A 12076-nucleotide genomic window follows, 5' to 3' on the forward strand; every position below is an offset into this window, starting at 1 on the left:
CCGCTCAAAACATGCGAGGGAAGGTTGGAACATGGGTCAATTCTCAATGGAAATATCAGGCCACACCGGGTCAGTTCTCAGTGGCAATCAACAAAATTTTCTCACTGCCTCGCTATGTTGATCCACCGAAAGGATTGGATGTTTACAACACCGCCACATACCTACCGATAACCTTCGAGGACACGCAAAAAGCAACCGCCCATCCTATGGCCCACTTAGTGAAAACGAGGCTCCTTACGCCATGGTGTCCGGCTCTCGTCGTTGAACGATACTTTTATCCGCACCTGCCGGCTCTGGAATCTGCAGCCGAATGTCGCCAAAAGCTCGGTTCTTCTCCAATGTTAGGGACGCAGATTGGCTACTACGCGGATCGTATCGAGGTTTTTGATAGAGAATGTTCGCTTGACTTCGATGCGCTTCAGGATGCCCCTACCGACACAATCCGCTTTGTATCCTTCATCGACAAAACCGATGCATTCAGTATGGCCCAGCAAGATTTTGTGCGCATAATGGCGATCAACCTCAAGCAGACGTTCCGGAGCAACAGTTTCGAAATTGTCGAAATCATAATCAAGGATGAAGGTGGCAAGACGCCCCATTACGATCTATTTCTTCAAGAGCATCGGCGCAACTTGCTTCTCAACAGCCAACCCGGAGACAGTTTTGGCAGTCTGCCAAAGTCTTTTTCTGTTTTGATCGGTACGCCGAGCACCGATGGTAATAAACGGGCGCAGATACTCATGTGCTTTGATCTGTTTAAGGGATGTGTATACGGTCACCAACTTCCTCACGAATTCAGCGCGCACCGCACTGTCAGACAACACCGTCTCAGCGAGCGAAACAATACAATCTTTCAGAGCAATATAAAATATCTCACCCATACGCTTATGGCTCTTACGGGGTATTGTGCGCCAAAAGCATCCTCCCGCAGCTTCGACATGAGAGGCCGGGAAGATATAGATTTAGCCTCCGCCTATGTCATGCTTGGAAAACACGCTGTCGTCGTCACCGTTGCCGACGAGAAAGGCTCACGCGCCGAAAAGCTTGCTCTCAAAGCTGCGGACCACATGGCCCTGCGCGGCTATCCGCACGTCATGACACTGCTGATAGACAGACACGACAAGGATGCCGATGTGGTGGAAGTCCATATCGCCGATGAATATTGCTATTACGGACACTCAGCGGAAAAGCTGGAAAACCGCGACGACGACGAATTCGCTATTGGCATATGCATTGACATAGAAAGAGCCTACAAAGCCACTCAAGCGCTGAGCAGCCTGCTGCCGGAAAACCACCCTGATCTAACCGTCGACAATTACGTCAAGCCCAGACTGTTTAACGACCCGCAGCGCCAGATGGGCTTTCTCGAAAAAGAACGCCCGAAGAGTTGATCGTATCGGTCGCAATTCTTCAAGTCAGAGAATACGCCCCACATAAGCTAAGTGCTTGTTATACTTTAGAATAGTATCGCACCTAAGGTACTGATTGTTCAGCGCTTTTTGCATGTTTCCATATTGGAATGCTATCATAGGTATATGAAAGGGCAAAACAATACACGCATAAGAACCAACGCTTCTGCCTCAGATACACCCACACAGTCTACCGATCTAACGGACTTTGGCAAAGACTTCAGGTCCTCTCAAGAGAAAGGTAGATGCCGTGGAGCACGATAAGACCACCAAACGTTTCAACGGAGCTGCCCGCCCGACTGTTCAAGTCGATGTTGGACTATATCAATCTTACCTCGACAACACCAATATGAGCCAAGCGCAGAAAGAAGAATTTCTGCAAGCAATGTGGTCGATCATCTTGGGTTTTGTCGATCTTGGATGGGAGGTGCATCCTGTTCAAGAAGCCTGTGGGCAGAATGACGAAACGAACGATCCACCGCCCGAAAGCAAGCCAGAGCGGCTATACTCGGAGAACTCGAAGATTGCTGAAACATTTAACAACGCGCCCGAAGTGGAATAACCGTAGCGCGAGAAAGGAGGAGTCTTGGAAAAAGTGAAATTACAGCCGGAAATGGTGCCAAAGGCGTTGATTTACTGCCGTGTGTCGTCAACGCGGCAAAAAACTGAAGGTGGCGGGCTCGAAAGCCAGGAACATCGATGCCGTCAATATGCGAGTTCTAAGGGGTATGACGTCGAAGCGGTGTTCCCCGATGACGCATCCGGTGGCGGAGATTTCATGAAGCGGCCCGGCATGGTGGCGCTTCTTAGCTTCCTAGATGCCCAGCCCGGCAAAAACTATGTCATCATCTTCGATGACCTGAAACGCTTCGCCCGCGATACCGAATTCCACATCAAGCTTCGCCGGGAATTTCAGAAGCGCGGTGCGCGGATCGAGTGCTTGAACTTCAAACTGGACGATGAAACGCCCGAAGGTAAGTTCATCGAAACGATCATCGCTGCTCAAGGCGAGCTCGAGCGCGAACAAAATCGTCGCCAGGTTATCCAAAAAATGCGTGCAAGGGTCGAAAAGGGCTACTGGGTCTTTCATGCCCCTGTTGGCTATCGCTACGCCTCTGACCGTATTCACGGCAAGCTGATGGTGCATGACGAACCGTTGGCCTCCATTGTTCGAGAAGCATTGGAAAGCTACGCAATGGGCCGATTCCGTTCTCAGGCAGAGGTCAAACGCTTCCTTGAGGGTAAGCCGGATTTTCCCAAGGACTTGCCAAATGGCGAGGTTCGCCTATGGAAAGTCACGAAGATGCTCAAGCAGCCAATCTATGCGGGCTATATCGAGGTGCCCAACTGGAACATCAGTCTACGTAAAGGTCACCATGAGCCACTGATCAGCTTTGAAAGCTATACGCGCATTCAGGAAAATCTTGATGCAGGGGCAAGGCCCGCAGCTAGAAAAGACATCAATGCTGACTTTCCCTTACGCGGCTTTGTCCACTGCGATGATTGCGGCAAACCCATGACAGCAGCCTGGAGCAAAGGCTGCCGTAAGCATTACGCCTATTATCTCTGCGACACCCGAGGCTGCGAGTCAAAGCGCAAGTCGATCCCGCGCGCGAAGATCGAAGACGGTTTTTCGGAAGTTCTCAAGCGGATGCAACCGTCAAAGAGCTTCTTTGCACTCGCGAAGAGGATGTTCATCGATGCATGGGAAATGCGATTGGCCGAAGCTCATTCGGCAAAGCAGACGCTCGTAAAGCAGCTCAAGGATGTTGAGGCCCAAATCGAGGGGGTTTTGGATCGGCTTGTTGAAGCGAACAGTCCATCGGTGGTTTCGGCGTATGAGAAACGTATTGAACGGCTGGAACGTGACAAGATCATTCTGGCGGAAAGGGTCGAAAACTACATCCCGCCCAAAGGGAGGTTGGAAGAGTTTATCGAACTCTCCCTTCAGTTCCTATCAAGGCCTTGGGATATATACGAAAATGGGTCTCTTGCCGTGAAGCATACAGTGCTCAGATTGGCATTTTCAGAGCCTCTACGCTATAGCCGGGAGAACGGTTATCGAACTACAGAAACCACCTTTCCATTCAAGGTGTTAGCTGGTTTCAACAACCAAAATGATGAGATGGTGCTGCTAGAGAGATTTGAACTCTCGGCCTCTCCCTTACCAAGGGAGTGCTCTACCCCTGAGCTATAGCAGCCCGACTTCGGCCTTGCGAAGCGCGCCCGGCACTGTTTGGTGCAGGCAAGCGGCCTATTGCCATAGCTCCGCTTCAAGTGCAAGACGGGAAACACATTTCTTTTCTCTTATCCGCATTTCGGCGGAAAGCATGCTTTGCGAGAAGGTGGCGAGATGGACAACGCCGATCCACAGAAGAAGAAACCGGATGCCGCGACGCAGCGTCGGGAGCGGGCGGCGCAGAAACTGCGCGAGAACCTGATGCGGCGCAAACAGCAGTCGCGCGCCCGGCGCAAGGGCGCCGCCGACGAGACCGACGGCCTGCCCGCCTCCCGGCAAAAGGACGAAGGCTGAAAACTGCGATCGCTGGACTCCCGGTATTTTAGCGCTCCGGAACATAGACCTGCCATTTTTCGCTGCTTTGACCGGTGCACTCAACAACTTGTCAACCATTGCGATTGATCATGGCCGACGTTTCGTTTAGACGCGCCTAAGCTTTCAAGAAGAGGCCGGGTCCAACCCGGAAAATGTGGAATGGATCAGATCAGAGTCGTCGGCGGCAATCCCCTGAAGGGCGTCATTCCCATTTCCGGCGCGAAGAATGCGGCGCTTCCCCTGATCATCGCCTCGCTTCTGACCAGCGACACGCTGACGCTCGAGAACGTGCCGCATCTGGCCGACGTCGAACTTCTGATGCGCATTCTCGGCAATCACGGCGTCGATATCTCCGTCAATGGCCGGCGCGAGCGCCAGCAGGACGGTTATGCGCGCACCATTCATTTCAACTGCCCGACGATTACCGACACCACGGCCTCCTACGACCTGGTGCGCAAGATGCGCGCCTCCTTCTGGGTCATCGGTCCGCTTTTGGCGCGCGAGGGCATTGCCCGGGTCTCATTGCCCGGCGGCTGCGCCATCGGCACGCGCCCCGTCGACCTCTTCATCGACGGGCTGAAGGCGCTTGGCGCGGAAATCGAGATCGAGCAGGGCTATGTCGAGGCCAAGGCGCCGAAGGGCGGTCTGATCGGCCGCCATTATGTGTTCCCGAAGGTCTCCGTCGGCGCCACCCACACGCTGATGATGGCGGCAACGCTCGCCAACGGAACGACCGTGCTGGAAAACGCCGCGCGCGAGCCGGAAGTCGTCGACCTTGCCAATTGCCTGAAGGCCATGGGCGCGAAGATCGAAGGCGCCGGCACGCCGACCATCACCATTGACGGCGTCACCTCGCTTTCCGGCGCCCGCCACACCGTGCTTCCGGACCGGATCGAGACCGGCACCTATGCCATGGCCGTCGCCATGGCCGGCGGCGAAGTAACGCTGGAAAACACCGATGCCGCGCTTTTGAGTTCCGCCATCGAGGCAATCAGAGCCGCAGGCGCCGAGATCACGCCGACGGAAACCGGCATTCATATCGTCGGCCACGGCGACGATATCCGCCCGGTCGATATCACCACCGAACCCTATCCGGGCTTTCCGACCGATTTGCAGGCCCAGTTCATGGGCCTGATGACGCGGGCCAAAGGCACGTCGCGCATCGTCGAGACAATCTTCGAAAACCGCTTCATGCATGTTCAGGAACTGGCCCGTCTTGGCGCCGACATCTCGCTTTCCGGCCAGACGGCGACCATCAGGGGCGTGAAAGAACTGCACGGCGCGCCGGTGATGGCGACCGACCTGCGCGCCTCGGTCTCGCTTGTCATCGCCGGCCTTGCGGCCAAGGGCGAGACGACCGTGTCGCGGGTCTACCACCTTGATCGCGGCTTCGAGCGGCTGGAAGAAAAGCTCACGCGCTGCGGCGCGGTCGTCGAGCGGATCAGCGACTGAGGCCGCTCACGGCATCATTTTCCTGTCGACACGGGCATTCCCGGCACCACAATGGTTGCGAAACGGCGGCTATCGCCTTATCTCGGTTAAAAACCTCGAACCCGCCGGGAAATTTGTCATGTCCACCGATCAGCTGAAACTCATGGCGCTGGATGAAGAAGACCTCGCCATCATCTCGGCGCATGTCCAGGATGCCGTGTTTCTGTCGAAGGACGTGACCTTCTCCAGGGTGGCGGGCCAGTTCCAGCTCCTGTGCAACCGGTTCGTCTGGGAAAACAAGCGCGGCTTCTTCAAAAAGCCCGAACGGCGGCGCGCGGCGCTGGTGTTCAAACGGGTTACCGCCGTGCGCAGCATCGGGCTCGACCGCAAGGCCGACGACGAAGTCTCCAACCTGCTTTCGGTGACATTCGAAAAGACCGGCGAAGGCCCGGAAGGCTCTCTGATCATCACCCTTTCGGGCGGCGGCGAGATCGTCGCGGATGTAGAATGTATCGAAGTGCTGCTGGCCGATCTTTCGGCAAGCTGGGAAGCGCGCGGCAAGCCGCATCATCCGCGCTGAGGCAGCGCCTGTTTTTTGACCGGAATGAATTCCTACCTGATTGAGTGAGGCAAGCATGGCCATCTGGCTCGATACAGCCGCCGACGATTTTGAAACCGCCTTTACGGCGCTCTTGTCGATGAAGCGCGAAGTCTCCAAGGATGTCGGCGATACCGTCGATGCGATCATCGCCGATATCCGCGCAAACGGCGATACTGCGCTTGCCGCCTATTCGGCGCGCTTCGACGATGTTGATTTTTCCGATCCCGCCACGCCGATGAAGGTTGGCACGGAGGAGATTGAGGCCGCAATCGCCGCCGTCGACCCGAAGGTCATCGACGCGTTGCGGCTGGCCGAGGAACGGATCCGCAAGCACCATGCCCGCCAGCTTCCGCCGGATGATTCCTATGAGGACGAGATCGGCGTTACCCTTGGCCATCGCTGGACGGCTGTCGAGGCCGTCGGGCTCTACGTGCCGGGCGGGACTGCGAGCTATCCAAGTTCGGTGCTGATGAATGCCGTGCCGGCCAAGGTCGCCGGCGTCGAGCGCGTCGTTATGGTCGTGCCGGCGATGAAGGGCAAGATCAACCCGGCAGTCCTGGCTGCGGCCAAGATCGCAGGCATCACCGAGATCTATCGGATCGGCGGCGCGCAGGCGGTGGCCGCCCTCGCCTACGGCACGGAAACCATCGCCCCGGTCTCCAAGATCGTCGGCCCCGGCAATGCCTATGTCGCGGCCGCCAAGCGCGCCGTCTTCGGCACGGTCGGCATCGACATGATCGCCGGCCCCTCCGAAGTGCTGGTGATTGCCGACGGCGACAACAATCCGGACTGGATCGCCGCCGACCTTCTGGCCCAGGCCGAACATGACACCGCCGCCCAGTCGATCCTGATCACCACGGACAAGGCGCTCGGCGAGGCTGTCGAGAAGGCGGTCGAACGGCAGCTGAAGACCCTGCCGCGCGGCGAGATCGCCGGGGCGAGCTGGCGCGACTATGGCGCGATCATCTCTGTTCTTGATCTCGATACCGCGCTTTCGCTTGCCAACCGCGTGGCGCCGGAACATCTGGAGCTTGCGGTCGATGACCCGGAAGCGCTGATCCCGAAAGTGCGCAATGCCGGCGCGATCTTTGCCGGGCACTATACGCCCGAGGCCATCGGCGACTATGTGGGCGGCTCCAACCACGTCCTGCCGACCGCCCGTTCGGCCCGGTTTTCATCGGGCCTCGGCGTTCTCGATTTCATGAAACGCACATCCATCCTTCGTCTGGGGCCCGAACAGCTGAATAGACTTGCGCCATCGGCCATTGAGCTTGCAGAATGCGAGGGTCTGGGCGCGCATGCACGATCGGTTGCCATCCGCCTCAATCGCAAGGAATAGACATGACGACGGGCGAATACAGGCTGAGTGACGTTGTTCTCGATGAGAGCATCGGCCGCGCTTCGCCCGATGTCGAGCATGAGCGTGCTGTCGCCATCTTCGACCTGCTCGAGGAGAACCACTTCCACCCTGTCGGTCATCCGGGCGGCCCTTACAAGCTGACGCTCTCGATCATCGAAAAACGGCTGATCTTCGACATCACGCTCGAAAACGGCGACAAGGTTGCGACCCACATCCTGTCGCTGACCCCGTTCAGGCGGATCGTGAAGGATTATTTCATGATCTGCGAGAGCTATTACGAGGCGATCAAGACGGCGAGCCCGAGCAAGATCGAGGCGATCGACATGGGCCGGCGCGGGATCCACAATGAAGGCTCGCAGACCCTTCAGGACCGCCTCAAAGGCAAGATCGAACTCGATTTCGATACGGCGCGGCGTCTCTTCACGCTGTTCTGCGTGCTCTACTGGCGCGGCTGAGCCCTTGCGTCGCAGGCCATCGAACGACACGTGAACAAAAAACGACGGCGGGAGCAAACATGGTTCACAAACGTTGAACTATTGTGTAGGTTTCGCCGCAATTCAGCAGCGCCGCGCGTTTGTTTTCAAGCGCAGCCGATACGCTGCAGATCATTGAAGCAACAGTGTCCCCGTCTGTCATGCCGGCAATCGGCCGGGCGGGGATTGAAGCGTTCGGGCCGATCCCGGACGCAGAGAAGAAAAGAAACGAACTAAATGGCTAAAGAAGAAGTACTGGAATTTCCGGGCGTCGTCGTCGAGCTTCTGCCGAATGCGACATTCCGGGTGAAGCTTGAAAACGACCACGAGATCATCGCCCACACCGCCGGCCGCATGCGCAAGAACCGTATCCGCGTTCTCGCCGGCGACAAGGTTCTGGTGGAAATGACCCCCTACGACCTGACCAAGGGCCGGATCACCTATCGCTTCAAGTAGAAGCGCTTGCCTCCTTTCAAGCGTTCGGGAACGGGTTTGACCGTGGCAAAGACAAAACTTGTCCTGGCATCGGCTTCTCCGCGCCGGGTGGACCTTCTGGCCCAGATCGGCGTGACGCCCGACCGGATCTTTCCCGCAGATATCGACGAAACGCCCGCCGCAAGGGAGATGCCCCGGCTTTTGGCCGGACGGCTGGCTCGCGACAAGGCCGGCGTTGTCGCCGAAGCGCTAGGCAATGACGCGGCATGGAGCGGAGCCGCGGTTCTCGCCGCCGATACGGTGGTTGCCGTTGGACGGCGTATCCTGCCGAAGGCCGAGAGCCAAGAGGAGGCGATCTCCTGCCTTTCTCTTCTTTCGGGCCGCAATCACCGCGTATTCACGGGTCTTTGCGTCAGGATCGCCGGTGAGGCAACCGAAAGCCTGCGCATCGTAGAAACCCGCGTCAGCTTCAAACATCTTTCCGAAAGGGAGATCGAAGCCTATCTCGCCTCCGGCGAATGGCGGGGCAAGGCTGGAGCCTATGCTATTCAGGGGCGCGCGGCGGCCTTCATCGAACATCTCGTCGGCTCATATTCGGCCGTGGTTGGCCTGCCGCTTTACGAAACGCAGACACTGCTTTCCGGCCGTGGCTATGACATACAGGAACGTTGGAGCGAAGATGGGCACTGACAACGACGCCCGCGTCGAGCCTTTGAGAAAACCCCGCAAATGTCCGGAATGCGGGCGTCCCTCCACGCGGGAGAACTACCCGTTCTGCAGCGACCGATGCCGCCAGCTCGATCTTTCGCGCTGGCTTACCGGATCCTACGCCATTCCCGTCGCCGAGGACGAATCAAAACCAGGTGACGAAGATCAATAGGAAGCAACCATTAGTGGTGCAGATTCCTATCGCTTTCATTTTCCGGTGAATTTTCCCGTTCGCACAGCACCCTGACTACAATTTATGATCGTTTTTTGAAACGAACTGCTCTATACTTGTAGCCAGGGAGGTTCTCGTCCAGCGGACGGGAACAGGAACGACAAGGGAGCGAGGCAGTGAGACGGAAAATCTCAAGCCGCCGGGATTCTGCCGCCACGACAGCGGATGCCAACGTCATCGACGTGCCGGAATTTGATTTCGGCAATCGATTGCGCGCCATGACCAGATGGGGCGCGGACGAGGCGAGGATCATCTATCTTTCAAAACATGCGCGAAACAAAAGCACGAACTGGGCCCTCTGGCTGACCATTTTCGGCAGTCTGTGCTTCTTCGCGGCAAGCCTCGTCGGCCTCTTCGCGCTGGTGAACATTTTCATCGGCGCGCCAAGCTGAATCAGGAAAAGGGCCCTGCTCTAGGATCGAGGCTCAATCATCTCGCCCACCGGATTATGATTGCGGCGATGACGATAGCTGAAGCGAAGTTGGCGGCAAGTTTGTCGTAGCGCGTTGCGACGTGCCTCCAATCCTTCAAACGGCAGAGCATTCCTTCGATGACGTTTCCGGCTTTGCAGGCGGGCCTGCCGAGCGATGCGCCTTTGCTGTCGTGATGTCGATCGCCTGGAATTCGCTTGCACCCATCGCGGTCAAGGCTGCCAGGATGCGGTGCCAGATACGTCGGCCCGACCATCGGTGAAAGCGATTGTCGTTGGCGGCCCGTATTGTGATGGACAATCCTGCCACCGGCAACCTGACTGAAGGACATGGCTGATGCCGCTGATGACACGGCGATCATCGACACGACGCGCGCCAGCAGCATTCTCGGGCAGCAACGGCTCAATCACCGACCATTGCTCATCACTCAAGCAGAACCCGTTTTTCGTAGTCAAAGCCTCCGTTCGGGGCGTTGAATCAGAAATACAACTCTATTCAATAGCGTGGTTGGGTTTTTATCCTGAGGCTGGCCAAGGCGATACGGCCCGGGGGTCTGGGTAAGTCGCAGGCACGGCATCGGACTTTGATGTTCGGCTCAGACCTCGAAAATGCCGAAGCCCTCGATTTCCTTCACGAGATCCAGATGGGGCCAGCGGTCGCTGTCATGCAGGATGATCAGGCGGCTGAGATCGCCTTCGATCGCCTTGTTGATGTTGTCGATGGCTTTCAACTGATCCCATGTGCTGCCGGCGGCATTAGCCAGCGGCGCGTAGACGCCGTCATTGTTGTGCCCGCAGATATTGCGCTTGCCGTAGATGCAGTCGCCGGCAACCACGACCCGTCCGCGTTCCGTTTCAAGAATGACGAATTGCTGGCCGAGCGTGTGCCCCTCACCCAGACGCAGATCGAGACCGGGAAAATAGTCGTCATGATCACCGTCCACCAGATTGAGCCGGTGCTCGAGCGAGGCGTCATAGGCCGTGCGGATATCGTCCGGGTTGATGATTTCGCTCAGCACGGCGAATTGCGGCGGCAAAGCGAGAATCTCCATCCAGCTCAGATATTCCTTCTTCTGCAGATGAATCTTCGCCTTCGGATAGGCGCCGAGCCCGCCCATATGGTCGAAATGGGCGTGGCTGAGCACAACGTCGGTCACGTCGTCAGGCTCGACGCCCAGTTCGGCAAGCATGGTCAGTGGCGAAATCCAGTGGGGTATCCCGAATTTCTCGGCGAAGGCGGCGCCGCTGCCCTCACGCAGGAAGCCGGTATCGATCAGCACGACCTTGCCAGCGCTGCGAGCCAGAACGAAGGAAAACGGCAGATCGACAACCCCGCCGTCATGCGCGCCGTGAATGATCCCGGCCACAAGCTGGTCCTTGGAGCGCGCATATTCGATAACGTGGACATCCCAGAGCGTATTGGTCATTCGAATCTCCTTTATGGTTCAGCTTTCGGCAAGAGACCGGCCGAGGCTCGAAAGCCCTACGGCCACGATCAGAATCGCGCCCTGCAGCACATATTGCGAAAAGGTCGGCGCCCCGAAAATGTTGAGGCCATTGAAACCGAACGCGATGATGAGAGCGCCGATCACCGTGCCGAAGATATGGAATTCGCCGTCGCGCAACGTCGCGGACCCCAGGAATACGGCGGCAAAGGCCGTCAGCAGATAGCTGTCGGCAGCACTTGCCGTTCCCGAACCGAGCCGTGAGGCGAGCAGGATGCCTGTCAGCGAGGCACACATGCCGGAGATGACGAAGCCGAGGATCTTGATGCGATCGACCGAAATGCCGGCCAGACGCGCGGCCGCCGGATTGCCGCCGACGGCCTGGATTTCCTGGCCGACGGGCGTGTGTTCGACCAGCACCCAGAGCGCCAGAACGACAAGCACCATGAAGACGATATTGTTGGGAATGCCGAACAGCCAGCGTCCGAGCGAGATGTCGAGGAAGGCGTCCGGAACGCCGGAAACAATCGGCACGCCCGCGGAATAGGCAAAGGCAAGCCCCGTCAGAATGGTGCCGATGCCGAGCGTCGCGATCACCGAATTGACCTTGAGCTTGGTGACCACCAGCCCGTTCACCAGACCAACCAAGGCGCCCGCGGCGATCACCACGATGATGGCGACCGGGATCGGCAGCCCGGTGCTGACGATCAGGCCCGTCACCAGAATGCCATGCAGGCTCGCGGCAAAACCGACGGAAAGGTCGAGCTCGCCGACGATGACCGCCATCGTCAACCCGCTGGCGATGATCATCGTCAGCGACGCCTGGTTCAGCACGTTGGTGAAATTGTAGACCGTCGGAAAGGCGTTGGGCGAGAGAAACGAAAACAGCACGATCATCGCGAAGAGGCCGATAATGGTGGCGTAACGCGCAAAGAAGCCCAGTCGCGCCTTGGCCTGGGCGGAAAGTCTGCGGTTGCCCGCATTGGTATCAGTCATCT

13 protein-coding genes, 1 tRNA gene and 2 pseudogenes are annotated in these 12076 nt (G+C 57.7%); 12 read left to right on the forward strand and 4 right to left on the reverse strand.

All coding sequences use genetic code 11. The features are described 5' to 3' along the window. The 3 genes and pseudogenes from GGR30_RS19980 to GGR30_RS23760 form a co-directional block, all read left to right on the forward strand. Positions 1-1391: hypothetical protein (locus GGR30_RS19980; protein ID WP_183490334.1), on the forward strand; the 1391-nt coding region annotated here is incomplete at its 5' end. Between the two features lie 268 nt (positions 1392-1659). After that, positions 1660-1971, forward strand: coding sequence for a hypothetical protein (locus tag GGR30_RS19985; RefSeq protein WP_183490336.1), 312 nt, complete (start codon positions 1660-1662; stop codon positions 1969-1971). Positions 1972-2022: 51 nt separating this feature from the next. After that, a pseudogene (locus GGR30_RS23760) lies at positions 2023-3042 on the forward strand (recombinase family protein); the annotation flags it as partial. 493 nt (positions 3043-3535) lie between these two features. Here the strand turns inward: GGR30_RS23760 and GGR30_RS20000 are convergent. Further along, a tRNA-Thr gene (locus GGR30_RS20000) sits at positions 3536-3610 on the reverse strand. Positions 3611-3762: 152 nt separating this feature from the next. Between GGR30_RS20000 and GGR30_RS20005 the strand changes: the two genes are divergently transcribed. The 9 genes from GGR30_RS20005 to GGR30_RS20045 all read left to right on the forward strand — a co-directional run bounded on the left by GGR30_RS20005 (position 3763) and on the right by GGR30_RS20045 (position 9595). Then, on the forward strand, positions 3763-3942 hold the full coding sequence (locus GGR30_RS20005) for a hypothetical protein (protein ID WP_183490339.1): 180 nt from the start codon (positions 3763-3765) through the stop codon (positions 3940-3942). 180 nt (positions 3943-4122) lie between these two features. Further along, a complete protein-coding gene (gene murA / locus GGR30_RS20010) occupies positions 4123-5415 on the forward strand; it encodes a UDP-N-acetylglucosamine 1-carboxyvinyltransferase (protein ID WP_183490344.1) in 1293 nt (430 codons plus the stop codon). 118 nt (positions 5416-5533) lie between these two features. Then, positions 5534-5974, forward strand: a complete 441-nt coding sequence (locus GGR30_RS20015; protein WP_183490347.1) for a DUF2948 family protein — start codon at positions 5534-5536, stop codon at positions 5972-5974. A 55-nt stretch (positions 5975-6029) separates the two neighbouring features. Further along, positions 6030-7334, forward strand: a complete 1305-nt coding sequence (gene hisD / locus GGR30_RS20020; protein ID WP_183490350.1) for a histidinol dehydrogenase — start codon at positions 6030-6032, stop codon at positions 7332-7334. A gap of 2 nt (positions 7335-7336) precedes the next feature. After that, complete coding sequence (locus GGR30_RS20025; RefSeq protein WP_183490353.1) at positions 7337-7810, forward strand: UPF0262 family protein; 474 nt, start codon at positions 7337-7339, stop codon at positions 7808-7810. A gap of 255 nt (positions 7811-8065) precedes the next feature. Beyond that, complete coding sequence (infA, locus tag GGR30_RS20030; RefSeq protein ID WP_024708546.1) at positions 8066-8284, forward strand: translation initiation factor IF-1; 219 nt, start codon at positions 8066-8068, stop codon at positions 8282-8284. 36 nt (positions 8285-8320) lie between these two features. Continuing rightward, positions 8321-8953 carry a Maf family nucleotide pyrophosphatase gene (locus tag GGR30_RS20035; RefSeq protein ID WP_210288119.1) on the forward strand — a complete coding sequence of 211 codons (633 nt, stop codon included), beginning with the start codon at positions 8321-8323 and terminating at the stop codon, positions 8951-8953. Next, complete coding sequence (gene yacG, locus GGR30_RS20040; RefSeq protein WP_183490359.1) at positions 8943-9143, forward strand: DNA gyrase inhibitor YacG; 201 nt, start codon at positions 8943-8945, stop codon at positions 9141-9143. Before GGR30_RS20035 ends, yacG begins: the two co-directional genes overlap by 11 nt. A gap of 176 nt (positions 9144-9319) precedes the next feature. Next, entirely contained in the window at positions 9320-9595 is a 276-nt protein-coding gene (locus tag GGR30_RS20045) for a hypothetical protein (protein ID WP_183490362.1), read from the forward strand. Positions 9596-9885: 290 nt separating this feature from the next. Here GGR30_RS20045 and GGR30_RS23765 read toward each other — a convergent pair. The 3 genes and pseudogenes from GGR30_RS23765 to GGR30_RS20060 form a co-directional block, all read right to left on the reverse strand. Then, positions 9886-10089: pseudogene (locus GGR30_RS23765) on the reverse strand (transposase); the annotation flags it as partial. A gap of 140 nt (positions 10090-10229) precedes the next feature. Then, positions 10230-11060, reverse strand: coding sequence for an N-acyl homoserine lactonase family protein (locus tag GGR30_RS20055; protein ID WP_183490365.1), 831 nt, complete (start codon positions 11058-11060; stop codon positions 10230-10232). Between the two features lie 18 nt (positions 11061-11078). Beyond that, entirely contained in the window at positions 11079-12074 is a 996-nt protein-coding gene (locus GGR30_RS20060) for an ABC transporter permease (protein ID WP_183490368.1), read from the reverse strand. Positions 12075-12076: the final 2 nt, after the last annotated feature.

It is taken from the genome of Martelella radicis (assembly GCF_014196625.1).
GTDB lineage: Bacteria > Pseudomonadota > Alphaproteobacteria > Rhizobiales > Rhizobiaceae > Martelella > Martelella radicis.

Excerpts from the sequence above, each read along its gene's own strand:
- hisD (WP_183490350.1), top strand. The coding sequence starts at position 6,030 with ATGGCCATCTGGCTCGATACAGCCGCCGACGATTTTGAAACCGCCTTT.
- murA (WP_183490344.1), top strand. The coding sequence starts at position 4,123 with ATGGATCAGATCAGAGTCGTCGGCGGCAATCCCCTGAAGGGCGTCATT.
- infA (WP_024708546.1), top strand. The coding sequence starts at position 8,066 with ATGGCTAAAGAAGAAGTACTGGAATTTCCGGGCGTCGTCGTCGAGCTT.
- GGR30_RS20005 (WP_183490339.1), top strand. The coding sequence starts at position 3,763 with ATGGACAACGCCGATCCACAGAAGAAGAAACCGGATGCCGCGACGCAG.
- GGR30_RS20055 (WP_183490365.1), bottom strand. The coding sequence starts at position 11,060 with ATGACCAATACGCTCTGGGATGTCCACGTTATCGAATATGCGCGCTCC.
- GGR30_RS20025 (WP_183490353.1), top strand. The coding sequence starts at position 7,337 with ATGACGACGGGCGAATACAGGCTGAGTGACGTTGTTCTCGATGAGAGC.
- GGR30_RS20060 (WP_183490368.1), bottom strand. The coding sequence starts at position 12,074 with ATGACTGATACCAATGCGGGCAACCGCAGACTTTCCGCCCAGGCCAAG.
- GGR30_RS20015 (WP_183490347.1), top strand. The coding sequence starts at position 5,534 with ATGTCCACCGATCAGCTGAAACTCATGGCGCTGGATGAAGAAGACCTC.
- yacG (WP_183490359.1), top strand. The coding sequence starts at position 8,943 with ATGGGCACTGACAACGACGCCCGCGTCGAGCCTTTGAGAAAACCCCGC.